Source organism: Caballeronia sp. SL1002 (assembly GCF_057814995.1).
In genome coordinates, this window is sequence record NZ_JBYMUW010000003.1 from 376,610 (window position 1) to 393,473 (window position 16,864).

Consider the following 16,864-nt stretch of genomic DNA (forward strand, 5'->3'; position numbering starts at 1 on the left):
GCTGTTTTATGCTTGATGCGCCGCCTGCTTTGCCGTCACGTTTGAGCGGCTTCTGCGGGTTTTATAATTCGGACATTGAATCGATTGCTGCTGGAAAGGCTCATCGCACAGTCGTACCCGCTACAGCCGCGACGATGTACTTCTGAAAAAACAGATACAGCACGAAGATCGGCAAGCCCGCGAACACCGCTTGCGCCATCAGATATCCAATGCCTTCAGACTGCGCGAAATTGCCCTGCGTGGAGGCGAGGCCAATCGTCAACGTGTACATCTCTGGCTTCGATGCGGAAACAAGCGGCCACAGGTAGTCGTTCCACGCGCTCAGGAAAGTAAAAATTGCGAGCGTGGCCTGCGCCGGGACCGACAACGGCAGTACGATGCGCCAGAAAATCTTGAAACGCGATGCATTGTCGAGCAACGCAGCTTCTTCTATCTCCACCGGCACTGCCTTGAAGTACTGCGTCATCAGAAACACGCCGAATGGCGATGCGAGCCGTGGCATGATCAGCGCGCCATACGTGTTGTGCCAGTCGAGCGTGGCGAAGATGCTGTGCAGCGGGATCACGAGCGCCTGCTCGGGCACGGCGAGTCCCGCAAGACACGCGACGTACAGATAGCGCTTGCCGGGAAACTCCGTGCGCGCAAAGCCGTAACCCGCAAGCGAGGCGATCACCAGCGTGAGGAAGGTCTGACCCAGCGCGACGATCACGCTGTTGATCAACCATCCGCCCACTGCGGAGGTGCCGATGATGCTCGCGTAGTTTTGCAGCGTGAATGGCGGAGAAAACAGAACGTCGGTGTGTTGCGCCAGGAACGCATTCGGTTTGAACGACAAAGCAAAGACCCACACGAGCGGCGCGATCCACACCAGCGCGAGCAGGACGACCGCGGCCAGCATCAAGCGATCGCCTACCCGGCCGGCAAGCGAGCCACGCGGACGCTCTTCCAGAACAGGTGTCGGAGCGGTAGGTTTGAGGGCGGCCGTGCTCATGCGGAATCCTTTTTGCGGACAATCCAGGCCTGTACCGCGATGCCGATCAACATCAGCACGAACAGCACTTGCGCGGCGGCGGCCGAATAACCGAACAGCCATTGACGGAAGCCGGTTTCGTATATGAACTGCACGAGCGGTCGCGAGGCGTTGTTCGGACCGCCGTCGGTGAGCAGTTGCGCCTGCCCGAACAACTGGAACTGAAACACCGCCTCGATCACCGCGACAAGCGCGAGCGTGCGCTTGATCGAAGGCAGCGTGATGGACGCAAAGGTGCGCCAGCGCGTCGCATTGTCGAGTGCGGCCGCTTCATACAACTCCTGCGGGATCTGTTGAAGCGCGGCGAGGAACAGCATCATCGGCAATCCAACGATCCACCATACGGTGACGATTGCCACCATCGGCAAGGCAGTCGCTTCATGCACGAGCGGCACGAATTCAGGCGCATGCAGCGAGTGGCTGACATCGGCGAGCAGTCCGTGGCCCGGCATCAGAACCAGTTTCCAAACCAGCGTGACGATCGTGACGGACAGCACCGACGAGCCAAAGAAAATCGCCCTTAGCGCGGCGCAAAAACGCCCTGGCCGGTTGAGCACGAGCGCAAGCGCGAGGCCCAGCGCCACGAACATGGGGACGGTCATGAAAACAAAATAGAACGTGTTGCGTACGGCGCCTCGAAAGATCGGATCCAGCGCGAGATCCACGTAATTCTTGATGCCGATGAACTCGCTCGTGCCGCCTAGCAGATCGACGTTTTGCAGGCTCAGCCACCAGCCATAGACGAGCGGCACGACCAGCAGCAACACATAGACGACCACGAACGGCAGCACGAACAGCGCATTCTTCCAGGGCGCGCGGAAGTCCTTGATACGGCGCTGCCGCGCCTTCGGGATGTCCACCGCGAGCGTCCGGTCAGTCGCCATGGTGAGCTTTCCCGGTTTCGTCGAAAAGATGCAGATGGGCGGCGTCGATGCTCATGCGCACGACGTCCCCTGCCTGCATGTCGTAATCGCGCGGAAGTTCGATCACCATCAACTGATTGTTCGCAAGGCTTAGATGCGCAAGCGAACGGTCGCCGAGACGTTCGATAAATTCCGCGCGACCGGAGAGCGGCCCTGACTGATCGATCACGACATGTTCGGCGCGAATGCCCAGCGTCAGCTTGCCGGCGGGCAGCGTGTTGCTCGCGAGCGTGGTGGGAAGGACCACGTTATCGACGGGCAGACGCACGAGTAAGCGGCCGTTGTTTTCGCCGGCCGGCTCGACGTCGATGAAGTTCATTGCCGGTGCGCCGATAAAGCCCGCCACAAAGCGTGTGGCCGGGCGCCGATAAATTTCCAGCGGCTCACCGATCTGCTCGATGCGACCGCGATTCATCACGACGATACGCGTAGCCAGCGTCATCGCTTCGATCTGATCGTGCGTGACGAATACCATCGTCGCGTTCAGGCGCCGGTGGATGCGCGCCAACTCCACGCGTGTACGCGTACGCAGCGATGCATCGAGATTCGACAACGGTTCATCGAATAGAAATGCTTCCGGTTCCTTGACGACCGCACGTCCGATCGCGACGCGCTGCCGTTGTCCGCCCGACAATTGCGCGGGACGGCGCTTGAGCAGCGGATCGAGTTCGAGCATACGGGCAGCTTCGACAATCCGCCGGTCGATCTCATCGGCGGCGACGTGCGAATTGCGCAAGCCAAACGCCATGTTGTCGTAGACCGTCATGTGGGGATAAAGCGCGTAGTGCTGAAACACCATCGCGACATCGCGCTTGGCCGGCGGAAGATTGGTGACCGCGCGGCCGCCGATGCTGATGTCCCCGCCGCTGACGCCTTCGAGTCCGGCGATCATCCGCAGCAGCGTCGACTTGCCGCAACCGGACGGGCCGAGGAAAACAAGAAACTCGCCTTCGTGGATATTGAGGTCGAGGCCGGTAATCACTTCCGTCTCGCCATAACGTTTTGTCACGCCGCTGAGCTGAATGCCCTTCACGGTGCCTCCTTTTGTTATGTCTCGGGACTGCTGTTTTTACATGCTTTGATATTATGAAAAAATAGTAGAGGCGTTATGTTTGAACGTCCAATCTCTGTTTTGGTATCGACGTATTGTTTTTTTGATATCAGGCATCGGCTCGTCGCCCCAGACCTCAAGCTGCGCAAGGGTTGCGCCGCTGAACGGCAGGGCGCCACGAACGTCTTGCGCCAAGGGTTTGTCCCGATCTCGAACGAATTCGAAATCCCAAATCGTGGTGGCGACTTAGTCGAAATTAATTCAGATGACTAGTGACGATTGATGCGCGATTTCGGCGACTGGAGAGTTCAGAAAATGACTGGACGTCTGCGAGCCGTAACATCCGCTCGTTGGCATAAACGACCATATGCGTTTCGAACACTGCAACTAAGCAGCGAGCCTATGCTCGTAGTACGGCCTGTCTCTATCGTCAAGAATCGCGTACATGGCCGTCAAATCCGGTGCACTTGGATTCAGCCACGCATCGATGTTCTCAGGCTTGATTGGGATGATGCACCGGTCATGCCCTGCGGCTGCAACCTCTGGCGGAGGTTCATCGGTAATTGCCGCAAATGAAAGCAAATCTGGCTCGCCGGGCGCGGTCCATCGAGACCACAAACACGCTACCAGCATCAGCTGACCGTTACTCGGACGAAACTCCAAGACGACGTTTTCGTCGCGCTCGTGAGTCTCAAGTAGCGTCCCTTCCATTTTTGCTTTGCTGACATTTTCGTAGAACACATCGACAAGCATCAGGCCATGCGAGTGGCCGAATAACGGCTTCCAGAATCCTTCGAGATTATCGCGCCGGGCGTTATACGTCCCGGGATATTTGAAGTCATAGTTCGCCGGCTTGCCCGCAATGCGGCATTGATAACGCATCGGCTTGATGACGTACCCACCATTCTCGACAATGAGGACGGGCGCGTAGTTGCCCGGGAAGATACGCGAGTCGCGCGGCTTAAGGTCGACCCGATCAAGGTCTTCGAGCCGTCGCAGCGAGGACTCGATTTTATCGGTCGCGATGCGCTTGCTCTCGGCAGCGGCCTTCGTTGTTTTAGTCTGCAATGTACGCTCGGCATCGGCAAGACGGGTTCGTTGTTTGAAGAGCTCTTGCTCGAGCTTCGTCGTCTGGTCGGCGTTGAAGCGGTCGATGAATTCTTTTACTTGTCTTTCGTCATCCGACTGCGGTTCGCGGAACGCATCGTCCATCGCTTTCGGGATTTTGGCTTTGCTTCCCTCGGCTCGCTCCCAATAAAGCCGGGCGAACTCCCGGATGTCCATATGGGCGCCGAACATCTTCACGTACTTGCGGTAGTCCGCTTCAATTTGAGCCGAGTAACACATGCGTCACTCCCGTCAATCTTGATGTGAGGTCAGCAGCACCGCTGTTCACAGTGCCGACTTGCATAGCACCATCATTTTCTGCACGACGGTACTTGAATGATTCAGCCCCATGTCGCCCGTGAAGAGCGCCTGCACGTCCGACTGACGCACCGCGATGCCTGCGCTCTTCAGGTCACGCCGGGCAATTTTGAGGGCGAGCTGGCCCATTTGCACCCGTTCGAGCCAATCCATTCGCACAAGATTGCGCGTCAGCCAAACGCGACAACACTCGACGAGATGGTCGATGCGCCACTCGCGCGTCAGCGAGTGCGAAGCAGCAACCGTCGCGACCAAATAACAGAGCAGATGTTCACGCGCTCCCGACAGATCATCGATTTCTGGTTTGTCCATATCCTGTTCCGCTCGTTCAGTTTCAAGCCCGTTGGACTTCAGGTGCGGACGGCAAAGCGAGATTCAACGGTCTGGCGCTTTTCCGGTCATCCACGCTGGCTGCAGCGCGTGGCCGTCCGACGCCGGACCCGTCGCATCCCTTGCAATAGGGGCGGTCGCGCACGCTTGCATCCACGGTCCATCGGTGAAGCCGCCATTCGGCTTCGTTCCAACCGTTCGACCATTCTCGGTCGCAAAAAATCTCGGCTCACCTGCTTTTACCGCACGAGACCGCGTGCTCAATGGCCGCATCACCAAAAGTCGCGCGCATTTGGCGACAAAATCGGCAATTTCCGGCCTTGGGTGCGGCGCTTTAGCAAGTTTTTTTCCATTCACGTTTTTCATGCTCATCAATAAAAGGGGCAATTCACGAACCAGGATTTACGATGTAAAGTACTGTACATCCATACAGTTTTCTACACCAATGTCAGCCCTTCCGAAAGATGTCGAGTCCATTCACCCCGCCTTGTGGCGGGGGTCTCAGCTCGCCCAGGCGCACGGCAAGACAGTGGATTCAGGCTATGCGGCGCTGTCGGCTGAGTTGCCTGGTGGGGGTTGGCCGCTCGGCGCATTGACCGAACTGCTGGTGCAGCAAGCGGGAGTCGGCGAGCTTCGGCTCTTACGTCCAGCACTGAAGTCGGTGAGCACGCGACCGATTGCGCTGGTGCAACCGCCGCTCGTACCCAACGGCCTCGCCTTCGCGTATCTCGGGCTGCCGCTGGACAAGCTGTTGCTCCTGCGGCCGACGCGCAGCGCCGATGCGCTGTGGTCCACGGAGCAGGCTTTGCGAACAGGAAGCTGCGGCGCAGTGATTCTTTGGATGCAGCACGTACGCGCCGAATCCCTGAGACGACTGCATCTCGCGGCGCAGTCCTCAGAGACGCTTTTCGTGATGGTGCGGCCGCTAGCGAGTGCGGCGGACGCGTCTCCCGCAACGCTGAGACTGGGGGTTCGCGCAGCGGGTGGCGGCATCGTCATCGATGTCGTCAAGCGAAGAGGCCCCATACGCGCCGAGCAACTATCCATCACCCTTCAACCCTCTCCTGTTTTACTGAGCCCTCATGGCCGTCTTCGTCGCCATCCATCTGTCCCGGCTTTCGCTGGAAGTGTTTCGCCCGCGCTGGTCGTCTAAGGCAGAACACGGATGTGTGGTGCTTGAAAAGGACAAGGTCATTGTTGCAGACGCGACAGCGCGCGATGCGGGTGTGCTGCTCGGCATGAAGCGTGGCGGCGTGCTCACGCTCGCGGCCGACGCAACGATTTATGAGCGTGATGAAGTGCGCGAAACCGATGCGCAGCGGGAGGTGGCATTCAGCTTGATGCGTTTCTCGCCGATGGTCGCCGTGTGCGAAGAAGAAACGATTGTCGTGGACGTGAGCGCGAGTCTGCGCCTCTTTGGCGGCATCGTCCGGATATGTCATCTGATGCGGAATGTCGTTGCCGCCATTGGTGTCACGGCGAGTATCAGCGTGTCACCGACCGGCCAGGGTGCATGGCTGCTTGCAAAGCGTGGCAGCAATAAAAAGCGCCGCGTGCTGAAAATGGCATCGCTGGAGCGCGCGCTCGACGGCCTTCCCTTCCTCGCCGTTCGCGAAGTCCGACGCTTTGCCGAGTGGTTTCAGGGTTTGGGTTGTCAGGCATTAAACGATATTCGGCGGCTTCCACGCGCCGGGCTTAAAAAGAGGTGCGGTGTGGATTTGCTGGATTCGCTGGACCGCGCTTACGGTCTGTCGCCTGAGCTTTACGGTTGGCTTGAAGTGCCGCCCACTTTCAGCGCACGCGTCGAGTTGCCGGACCGTGTCGAGCATGCGGAAGCCATCTTGTTCTCCGCGCGGCGGCTCATCGTCCAGCTTTGTGGCTGGCTCAGCGCCCAACAGCTTGCACTGACCCACGCCACGGTCCTGCTCGAACACGAGCGCGGCCGTGAGGCCATCGCGCCGACGCAAATCGATATTGCGCTCGCGGAGCCGACCTGGCACGAAGAACACCTGACGCGTTTGCTCAAAGAAAGGCTGGGGCGCGTCGAGCTTGAGGCTGCGGTCCTCGCTATCCGACTGACGGCATCCAAGGTTGAGGCCGCAGAACCGCCAACCGACACGCTCTTCCCGGAACCTGGCGGCACCGCCGAAGACCACAACCGCCTGCTCGAATTGCTCGTGGCACGCCTCGGTTCAGAAAATGTTCTGCGTGCAGCACCGACATCGGACCATCGGCCCGAGCAGGCCAACCGCTGGGTCCCGATACATGACACCGCCAAAAACGAGGCGCCTCCAGCCGACCTCCCGCGTCCGACGTGGCTGCTGGACGTGCCCGTGCAGTTGATGATACGGAATCACCGCCCGTTTTACGGTTCGCCTTTGAAGCTTGTGTCGACTGGGGAACGCATCGAAAGCGGTTGGTTCGACGGCGGCCTGACGAGCCGGGATTATTTCGTCGCGGAAGCGAACGACAAGACGTGCTACTGGATTTATCGCGAACGTCCGACCAGCGCCAATGCTGAAGAGGTGCGCTGGTTTCTCCATGGCCTATTTGGATGATGCGCCGTGGATCGTACGTTTTCCATGCTGCCCGCCTACGCGGAGCTTTTCGCCTTCTCCAACTTTTCGTTCCTGCACGGGGCATCGCGCGGGGAGGAACTGGTGACGCGCGCGTCACAACTCGGATACTCGGGCCTTGCTATCACGGATGAGTGTTCGCTCGCAGGCGTAGTGCGTGCACATGTGCAAGCAAAGGAAGACAAGCTCCCGCTCATCATCGGGTCGTACTTCAGGCTCGTTCATGCGGACAAATCGCCAGCGTTCGGTCTCATCCTGCTGGCGCAAAATCGCGAGGGCTACGGCAACCTTTCCGAGCTCATCACACTGGGCCGCATGCGAGCGCAAAAAGGCAGCTACCTGCTCACGCCTCAAGATATTGCAAGGCCCGAGAAGGCATACAAACATCTGCGCGGCATGCCCGACTGCCTCGCTATCCTGGTTCCAGATTTCCCGGCGAAAGAAGAAGTGCTGGCGTCGCAATTGGAATGGATGAAGTCCACCTTCCCGACTCGCGCGTGGGTTGGACTTACACTCCACCAGCGGGCTCTCGACGACATACATCGGGGCGTCGTCGAACACGTCGCATCCAAGCATCTTGTTCCGGTTGTTGCGACCGGCCATGTCGTCATGCACGTGCGCTCAAGAAAGCCGCTGCAAGACACGATGACCGCAATCCGCATCGGCAAGCCCGTCGCGGAATGCGGCTACGAGTTGGCGCCGAATGCCGAGCAACACCTTCGCTCGCGGCTTCGTCTTGCCAACCTCTATCCGGAACACGCACTTGCCGAGACATTGAATGTCCTCGAACGGTGCGACTTCTCGCTTGACGAGCTGCGATACGAATATCCCGATGAACTCGTTCCTGCGGGTTTTACGCACGAAGCGTATCTGCGGCAGGAGACATACATCGGAGCGCATCGACGATTTCCGGCGGGCATCCCGCATTCGGTCCAAGCTCAGATCGAGCACGAGTTGCAGCTCATCCGGGAGCTCGAATACGAAGCTTATTTCCTGACGGTGTACGACATCGTCCGCTTTGCGCGGAGCCAACATATTCTCTGCCAAGGCCGAGGTTCCGCGGCCAATTCGGCCGTGTGCTATTGCCTCGGCGTGACCGAAGTCGACCCCGCGCGCGGCAGCATGCTGTTCGAGCGCTTCATCAGCAAGGAGCGAGGCGAGCCGCCCGACATCGACGTCGACTTCGAGCATCAACGCCGCGAAGAGGTTATCCAGTACATCTATAACAAGTATGGCCGCGACCGTGCGGCCATCGCTGCGGCTGTGTCGACATATCGCCCGCGCGGCGCATTACGGGAGACGGGCAAGGCGCTTGGTGTGGACCCGCAGATTGTTGACCGAGTCGCGAAGTCGCATCAGTGGTTCGATAATTCCGAGGACCTGCTCCTGCGATTCGCAGAGTCAGGGCTCGACCCCGAGAATCAGTTGATTGCCGCGTGGGCATCGCTTGCCGGGCAAATCCTGAATTTTCCGCGACACCTTTCGCAGCATTCGGGCGGCTTCGTCATTAGCAGAGGAAAGCTCACACGCTTAGTCCCTGTGGAAAACGCGGCGATGGCGGACCGCAGCGCTATTCAATGGGACAAGGACGACCTCGAAGCGCTCGGCCTCTTGAAGATCGACGTGCTCGCGCTCGGCATGTTGTCCGCGATTCGCCGCACACTCGATATCGTCTCCGAGCAGCGCGGCGAACGATTCGAAATGCAAGACATCAAGCCGGAAGATGCCGAGACCTACGAGATGATTTGCCAGGCCGATACGGTCGGCGTCTTTCAAATCGAATCACGCGCGCAGATGAGCATGCTGCCGCGCCTGCAGCCACGAACGTTTTATGACCTCGTGATCGAAGTGGCCATCGTGCGGCCCGGACCGATTCAAGGTGGCGCCGTGCATCCCTATTTGCGCCGACGTCAGGGCTTCGAGCCAGTCACCTATCCCAGCGATGCTTTGAAAGTCGCGCTCGGACGCACGCTCGGCATACCCATTTTCCAGGAGCAGGTGATGCAAGTTGCGATTCTTGCGGCTGGTTTTACACCCGGTGAAGCAGACCAACTTCGAAGGGCTATGGCGGCCTGGAAACGCAAAGGTGGATTGCAGAAGTACTATGACCGTATCGTCAACGGCATGACCGAACGCGGCTATGAAAAGGCGTTTGCCGAGGCGATTTTTGAGCAGATAAAAGGGTTCGGGGAATACGGTTTCCCGGAGAGTCACGCGGCAAGCTTCGCGCTGCTCGTCTACACGAGCAGTTGGCTGAAGTGTCACGAGCCGGAAGCCTTCTTGGCCGCCATGCTCAATTCGCAACCGATGGGTTTTTACTCCCCATCACAACTGGTGCAAGACGCAAAACGCCATGGCGTTCACGTCCTGCCGGCCGACGTGACCGTCAGCGGTTGGGATTCCGTGCTCGAACGTCGTGTCGGAAGAGAGAAGCCCGCCGTGCGATTGGGGCTATCGTTGCTCAAAGGAATGCGTGACGGTGCGGCCGAACGTATCGAGACGGCGCGCGTCGTGCGCCAATTCGCGAGCGTCAATGATTTGGCCCGGCGTGCGCAACTGGACCGTCACGACCTTCAGGTGCTGGCTGCGGCAAACGCGCTCAGCTCACTCGCAGGCAATCGCCGGGAAGCGCTCTGGCAGTCCGTTGCCGCGGTCCCCGACAAGGATATGCTCATGGAGGCGAGCGTCGAGGACATCACGCCGCTTTTAGGCGCACCTTCGGAGGCGGAAGACATCGTCGGCGATTATCAGGCGACCGGTCTGACGCTGGGTCGTCACCCGCTTGAGTTGTTGCGGCCGCAGCTACTCGAGGCGCGTCTCATGCCCGCGGCCACCTTGCGCACTTACCGGAACGGCAAGCTCGCGCGCGGCTGTGGTCTGGTCACTGTTCGCCAGAGGCCCGGGACTGCGAAGGGTGTGATGTTCGTGACGCTGGAGGACGAGACCGGTAACGTCAACGTCATCGTGTGGCCTTCGCTGTTGGAGAAGCAACGTCGTGAAGCATTGGGCGCTTCTTTGCTGGCCGTCTACGGCACCTGGCAATGCGAAGGCGAGGTTCGGCACCTGGTGGCGCAGTATCTCGTAGATATGTCACATCTACTCGGTGGTTTGCAATCGGTGAGCCGGGATTTTCATTAGCAGGTGATACACAAACCCTGCGATTCAGCAGTCGTAGCCGACGTGCGTCAAGTATCTGGAGCGGCGATACGTTAAAGCCGGCAGTTCCACGGGAACGCCATACGCGCGCCATCGATGCTGTCAACCACGGTACTTTGAAAGGGTAATCTTGAGTATGCCGTCTTCACCGACCACCGCAAGCAAGCTATCTACATGCCACTAAACTTCCTTCGAGGACTGACTTCTCCTCTGCGGACAGAAGCCACAAACCGTCAACTCGGCTGCGCGCTCGCGTTTGTTGCTGGCGCGGCCAACGCCGGTGGCTTTCTTGCAGTCGGCCAATATACATCGCACATGTCTGGGCTCGTATCCTCAGTCGCCGATAATGTGGTGCTTGGTGAGGGCAAACTGGTACTTGCCGCTATTGCGGCCGTATTCTCTTTTGCAGTCGGAGCTGTCACGTCGACCATCCTCATAAACTGGGGCCGTCTACGATATTCGCAAAGCATGTACGCGGTTCCGCTGCTCGTGGAGGCGATACTTCTGCTGCTGTTCGGTGGCCTTGGAACCAGCCTCGTCCATCATCAGTTCGGATTTATACCGGTCACGGTTGCGCTGCTCTGCTTTGTCATGGGCTTGCAGAACGCGATGATCACGAAAATCTCCAATTCCGAAATTCGAACGACTCACGTAACAGGTCTCGTCACCGATATCGGTATCGAGTTAGGCAGGGCCCTCTATTGGAACCGAGGCATTCAACCAGGAGACGCGCGATTCGTTCGCGCAAGTCACTCGCGACTTGTGCTTTTATCCTCGCTTCTGACCATGTTTGTGATCGGCGGCTTCTTCGGCGCGATTACCTTTAAACATCTGGGATACGTGGCGACGGTTCCAATCGCCTCGTTGTTGTTCGTGTTCGCCCTCGTGCCGATCGCGGACGACATCTCGGCCGCCCGTCGACGCCGGGGACGGAAATAAACGTCTCGGCGTTCGATGGAAATGATTGCCGGATCGCTGTACGCTCAATGTCATCCTGCAATCGGTTGCCTCGCGACCATCAAGCCGGTTTTCTTCGGTTGAAAGGTAGCTCGGGGCGTTCCAATACTGCTCAAAGCTGCGGGAATGTCATCCACTTGGCGCGGCGATACGCTCGCATCTTTTGAGTCGTACAAAAATGCATTCATCCCACAGACAAATAAGGGATAACCAGTGTACGTCCGCGATTCTCGCGGGCGGCGCAAGTTCGCACTGCGGCCAGCAAGACGCGCGCTTGAGTCGTGAGGGTTTCGCGATTTTGTTGATCACGTCACCGCTGTTTGCAAATCCGTGTGACGTATAGCGTTTTGCATCGCACCTCACAATTCAGCGTCTGCAACGCAGGCTGCCACCGGCAAGGCTAATTAGTTCGGGGTAACTTGTTAGATTGCGGACGATTCGACGACGCAAATTTTCCACCCAGTCTCATGACGAACAAGTTGGAGAGAGCATGACAAGCCGCCAATTTGAGCCGGCAGTAAATGCGTACGGCATCTGGAGTCCGAAGCGATTGCCAATCACCCGCAACCTCCGCCGCGTCGTGGTCGCTCATCCCGACAGGTCGGTCGGTGAGTCCTTTGTGCTCCTGTTTGGCGTCAAAGGCCTCGCTGCAATGTACGGGTGCGACATGCCTACAACGGCCACTATCATTCGAGCGTGGGAACCGCAGGTCGTTTTATTTGACACCCGGTTGGAGCGAGCAGATCCCCCACCTTTCATCAAGAGCCTCCACGACGCCCCGGAGAACCGGTCAAGACTGTTGATCGCGATGTGCGGGGCCGCGCACGAGGAGAGCGTCGGGAGTCTGCAACACCGTGGGTTTGATGGATACTGCCGCCGACCCTGCGCGTTGTGGCACCTCGCCGAAGTGCTTTCGGTTTTCTATTCGCCGCCGCCCGAGGTTTAGCCCTCCGGCGAGGCATCGTGACGGCGCGCCGAGTCCAAATGCATGGTCCCACGCGACGGCCCCTCCGGGAGGGCGCCTTGAGCGTTACGCGGCCACCGTGTTTGACGCACAGGTAGTTGGGGGGCGACGTGTAATGGCGCGTGCTTTGCTCAACCGATGCGCCGCCACGGCCCGGCATAGACTGGCTGCTCGCGACCTGAGACCTTCCCGTTTCGAGATTTTCGGAGAAAGCACAATGGACCGCGATGAATTCGACGATGCGGTGGGTCAACTGACCGCAGCGGCTGAGCTGCTCGCACGCGGCGGCCCTGCGGAAACCCGGATGGACGGGTTCCAGCGATTGGCCTTCTTCCGCTTGCAAGCGAGCAGCGCCCGGCTTGTCAGCACGGTCCATACGTCGAACGACGAGCTTTTCAAGAGCACGGCGCAAGCTGCCCTACTGATGGCAGGAAGAAAAGAGTTTTTGGCGGCCGCCGCGCTTCTCGACCAAGCGTACACGTTGCTCACCTCCTAGCCGCTCCCTATCGAACATTCCCTCGATCGCGATTTGGCCGACGCGAAGGATGGTCGCTTGCTCCATTTGCACGATACGGTCGACGTCGTAGCGTCGATCCGTATTCGGCGAGCCGGAATCCGCAGACGTGCAGCCGGTCTCCGCCAAAAGGCGAAACGCGGACTATCCAGGTAGTTTTCGCTTTTCACGAAACAGGGCCCGCGACGCCATGCCCACCGGGCAACCGATGAATCTTTAGGCTTTCGCGCTCGAATCTACGGCTCGAACAAAGCGTGGCTTTCCGTTCATCTCGCTCGATTGCGCCGACGCACTCGACGCTAAACTGGTTTCCGTGGTGCAGAAGAACGCGCCTGGAGGAGCGAACCGAGACTCACTGAGCAACCCGGCTTACCTAACCCTTTTACCGGATGCAGTGAGTCTCGAAGTAGCCTAGCAGCACCTGCATTAGATGTATCCAGTTTCTCGTTGGGAACGGAAATTGTTCGATCGATGTAAGCAGTGCCGTAATCCAGTACTAGCAGTAAAGCAGTGCCGTAGAGTCGTAGATGTATCGTATTTTCCTTTCGATGTTGCCAGCAGTAGACGAAGACCTTACGCCCCGCTCCGGATCATTCCGGGCGGGGCTTTTTTCTGTTGGTCTAGCGCTGAAGCTTCGGCTCGATTTTTCGCGCCTCTCCGATCTTTTGATCTCGCGAGCAATGCGCACGATGTATCGCCGAATCCTCTTCGACCCGCCAACGCAGGCTTGGACGAGTCTCTTCAACGCGCATGCTCGCGCACACATAGACCTATCCACCGTGGGGTTTCCATGAAAGGTAATTGTTCCCTGGACGACGAAAAAACCTCCGGCAAACAACACTAAAAACGGTAATTAGTTTTCTACATACCATAAGGCATCAGAAAATATTGCTTACTTTTAACATTTCGTTACGCTTCTGTAAGCCGGTAGAAAGTATCTGGATATACTCGATTCATCGTGTAAAAACAGTACTAACTACCCATGAATGTAAGCAAACGTTTTCTTATCAAGCATTTTGTACCGAAACCCAACCGGAATTCGGAAAATGAAACAGCGCCGCGTCGCCATTTTCTTGGCGCACTGGTTGCCGGCGTCGGTTCTGTCGCGCTCGGCGCGTGCGGCGGCGGGTCCGATCCGGACGCGAGCGGCAGCGCACTATCCGCGACCGCGAAAGCAACCGCCCGCGCGTCCGATGACGGCAGCGCGATTCCGCCCGCGGCGTTCTTGATCGATTCGGCGGGCGGCCGCTGGACCGTGGTAAGCGGCGTCATTTACCTTGACGCGGTCAAAGCCGGCAACACGCACAGCGTGACGCTGCTGCTGTGGCTGGGCGGCAATATCTATCACGCCGGCACGAACAGCCAGTTCTATCGTTGGGATTCGGGCGTCTGGACAAAATGCGCCGATCCGCGCAAGACGATTCAAGCGAAGCCGACGCAAAAGCTTTTCTATGGCTTGAACGGCCACATGGCGTACAACAGCGGCATCTACAAGACAACGCCCGTCGCCACGCAGCTCGCATTGCTCAAGGATCTTGGCGTGACGAACTATCGCTGCGATGTCGCCGGCGCGGGCATGTCGCAGGTGCTCGCGGACGCACTCCGCGGAGAGTTCAAAAACAGCGGCGTCGCGATCATGCCGGTTCTCAACCCGCGCTCGGCGCACTGGGAACCGACGAGCTCCGAAGCCGAGGCTTATGCGCTCGGATACAACCTGGGCGCAAGCTGCGCCGCCGTGTTGAAGGGTCTCGTGACGCACATCGAATGCGGCAACGAACTCGATTCGGTCGGCCTCAAGATCGCCGGTAACGGCAGTCTCGGCACCGACTGGAGCCCGGCGCTGTGGCCGTCTTATCGCGGCGTGCAGCGCGGGATGATCGATGGCGTCAAGGCCGTGGATCCGACCATCCAGTGCGGCGTCAATATAGGCATTCCGCTTGCGTATCGCGCACTGCAGATGTTGTGGGACGGGGTCACGCCGGACGGCACGCTGACTGGCAAATCGGGCGCGGCGTCGCTGCGCTGGGACTTCACGTCGTGCCATTGGTACAAGAGTTACTACAACATTCAGGCAGCGGGTCCAAAAGCGAACATCGACGTCCTGCAGATTTTGCAGGACTCGTTCGGCAAGCCCATCTGGATCACGGAATTCGGCTGGTCCGGCGCGGCGGATACACCGGAATCGGCGGCGCTTTATCTGACCCGCGCGTTGACGCAGTACACGTCGATCAAGGATCGCTACAACATTGAGTCGATCCAGATGTACTGCATCATCGACAAGGCCTATGGGCTGATTCAGGCCGACGGCGTTACCAAGCTGCCGGCTTATGCAGCGTACAAAAAGTACATTGCCGAAAATCCTATCTGATCAGAAACCCGGGTACCCAAAGATCGAACGGTTCTACAATCGCGTTTGCAAGCCAACGCTTCAGATAACCGCGATGAAGATGAGCGCGGTGCGATAACCCGTCCCGCGCTCACTGACATCATCCGTGCTGTCAGCGCGCCACTCGATCTAAAGATGGCAACAACCGACTTCTCTTACTTCAAGCGGCCCTGGTGGGGCGTGATGGCGCTGACACTTTCGGCGTTCGTCTTCAATACGACCGAGTTCGTTCCGGTCGGCCTGCTCACCGCAATCGGCGATAGCCTCGACATGGAGCCGACTAACGTCGGCTTGATGCTGACCATCTATGCGTGGACCGTCGCTCTCGCTTCCATGCCGTTGATGCTGCTCGTACGCAACGTCGAGAGGCGCAAGCTGCTGATGCAAGTCCTCGCGATCTTCATCGTCAGTCACGTCATCACGGGCGTCGCGCCGAACTTCACGATACTGATGCTGGGACGGATCGGCATCGCGTTTGCACACGCGATCTTCTGGTCCGTTTCTGTCGCAATGGTCGTGCGTCTCGTTCCCCCTGGCGACAAAAGCCGCGCGCTGGGTTTCCTCTCAATCGGAACATCGATTGCAATGGTGGCGGGCATCCCGATTGGCCGGGTGATCGGCGAAGCATTGGGATGGCGCACGACGTTTCAGATCATCGCGTGCGCGGCTTTAGTCGTAATGGCCGCCTTGTGGGTGACGCTTCCCGTTCTGCCGAGCGAGCGTGCGGGGTCGTTGCGAAGTCTGCCGAAGCTGTTGAAAACGCCGATGCTGATGGTTCTCTATGCGGTGACGGTGCTTACCGTGACGGCTCATTTTTCCGTCTACACGTACCTCGAACCCTTTGCGCATCTCGTGAACCACGCGAGCAACGGCCGTATCACTTATCTGCTGGTGCTGTTCGGTGTGGCCGGCATGCCAGCAGCGATCTGTTTCGGCCGCTTTTACCCACCGCAACCGCGCCGATTTCTGCTCATTACGGTTGCATCGCTGGCAGCCTGCCTCCTGCTGCTTTTTCCCTTCGCGTTGACCATAGGCACGTTGTCGCTTCACATTCTGGTGTGGGGTGGGCTCATCATCTCGTTCGGTCTGGCCATGCAGGCTCAGGTACTGGAGCTCGCGCCCGATGCAACCGATCTTGCCGTCGCGCTCTTTTCTGGACTTTATAACGTCGGCATTGGAGCGGGCGCGCTCCTCGGCAATCACATCGCGCACGACTTCGGACTTCCGTGGATCGGATCTTTTGGTGGCGTCGTCGGTGCTATTAGCGCGGCGGTATGCTGGATGTCCCTCGCCATCGCGCGTCGTTCAGGGAAAAGAACGACTTCGTAAGCAGCGAGGACGGAGAGTTCCCAGATCAGCAACAGGCGACGTATCCATGTTTCGCACATGCCGAAAACGGCCGCGAACTACCCGCTCGAAATAGTTCGACCGTGCGGATTGCTGACTGAATCTCGTTGGAAATGGTGACGGCTCGTGAGCGCATTACTGCGATCAACGACGCAAGATGAACCGAGACGGGAACGGTCATTGCTCACGGTATAGAGCGGCTCCG

Annotated in this window: 13 protein-coding genes; 7 read left to right on the top strand and 6 right to left on the bottom strand. The window is 58.6% G+C overall.

What is annotated here, in order from left to right; genetic code table 11:
- Positions 1-100: 100 nt before the first annotated feature.
- The 6 genes from AC3D25_RS19140 to AC3D25_RS19165 all read right to left on the bottom strand — a co-directional run bounded on the left by AC3D25_RS19140 (position 101) and on the right by AC3D25_RS19165 (position 4,741).
- On the bottom strand, positions 101-991 hold the full coding sequence (locus AC3D25_RS19140) for a carbohydrate ABC transporter permease (RefSeq protein ID WP_488890030.1): 891 nt from the start codon (positions 989-991) through the stop codon (positions 101-103).
- Complete coding sequence (locus tag AC3D25_RS19145) at positions 988-1,914, bottom strand: carbohydrate ABC transporter permease (protein ID WP_488890031.1); 927 nt, start codon at positions 1,912-1,914, stop codon at positions 988-990. Before AC3D25_RS19145 ends, AC3D25_RS19140 begins: the two co-directional genes overlap by 4 nt.
- Entirely contained in the window at positions 1,904-2,986 is a 1,083-nt protein-coding gene (locus AC3D25_RS19150) for an ABC transporter ATP-binding protein (protein WP_488890032.1), read from the bottom strand. The genes AC3D25_RS19145 and AC3D25_RS19150 overlap by 11 nt, the downstream gene beginning before the upstream one ends.
- Positions 2,987-3,037: 51 nt before the next feature.
- Positions 3,038-3,199 (bottom strand): hypothetical protein, encoded by a 162-nt coding sequence (locus AC3D25_RS19155; RefSeq protein WP_488890033.1) that lies wholly within the window; start codon positions 3,197-3,199, stop codon positions 3,038-3,040.
- 192 nt (positions 3,200-3,391) lie between these two features.
- On the bottom strand, positions 3,392-4,351 hold the full coding sequence (locus AC3D25_RS19160; RefSeq protein WP_488890034.1) for an SOS response-associated peptidase family protein: 960 nt from the start codon (positions 4,349-4,351) through the stop codon (positions 3,392-3,394).
- Between the two features lie 45 nt (positions 4,352-4,396).
- Positions 4,397-4,741, bottom strand: coding sequence for a hypothetical protein (locus tag AC3D25_RS19165; RefSeq protein WP_488890035.1), 345 nt, complete (start codon positions 4,739-4,741; stop codon positions 4,397-4,399).
- Between the two features lie 463 nt (positions 4,742-5,204).
- Between AC3D25_RS19165 and imuA the strand changes: the two genes are divergently transcribed.
- The 7 genes from imuA to AC3D25_RS19200 all read left to right on the top strand — a co-directional run bounded on the left by imuA (position 5,205) and on the right by AC3D25_RS19200 (position 16,641).
- Positions 5,205-5,912 carry a translesion DNA synthesis-associated protein ImuA gene (gene imuA / locus AC3D25_RS19170; RefSeq protein ID WP_488890469.1) on the top strand — a complete coding sequence of 236 codons (708 nt, stop codon included), beginning with the start codon at positions 5,205-5,207 and terminating at the stop codon, positions 5,910-5,912.
- Entirely contained in the window at positions 5,842-7,317 is a 1,476-nt protein-coding gene (locus AC3D25_RS19175) for a Y-family DNA polymerase (RefSeq protein ID WP_488890036.1), read from the top strand. Before imuA ends, AC3D25_RS19175 begins: the two co-directional genes overlap by 71 nt.
- 6 nt (positions 7,318-7,323) lie before the next feature.
- Entirely contained in the window at positions 7,324-10,473 is a 3,150-nt protein-coding gene (locus tag AC3D25_RS19180) for an error-prone DNA polymerase (protein WP_488890037.1), read from the top strand.
- Positions 10,474-10,665: 192 nt separating this feature from the next.
- A complete protein-coding gene (locus AC3D25_RS19185; protein WP_488890038.1) occupies positions 10,666-11,430 on the top strand; it encodes a YoaK family protein in 765 nt (254 codons plus the stop codon).
- A 1,199-nt stretch (positions 11,431-12,629) separates the two neighbouring features.
- Entirely contained in the window at positions 12,630-12,908 is a 279-nt protein-coding gene (locus AC3D25_RS19190) for a hypothetical protein (protein ID WP_488890039.1), read from the top strand.
- Positions 12,909-13,908: 1,000 nt separating this feature from the next.
- Positions 13,909-15,294: a glycosyl hydrolase gene (locus AC3D25_RS19195; protein WP_488890040.1), complete on the top strand. Its 1,386-nt coding sequence runs from the start codon at positions 13,909-13,911 to the stop codon at positions 15,292-15,294.
- Between the two features lie 153 nt (positions 15,295-15,447).
- Entirely contained in the window at positions 15,448-16,641 is a 1,194-nt protein-coding gene (locus tag AC3D25_RS19200; RefSeq protein ID WP_488890470.1) for a sugar transporter, read from the top strand.
- The last annotated feature ends 223 nt before the right edge of the window (positions 16,642-16,864 follow it).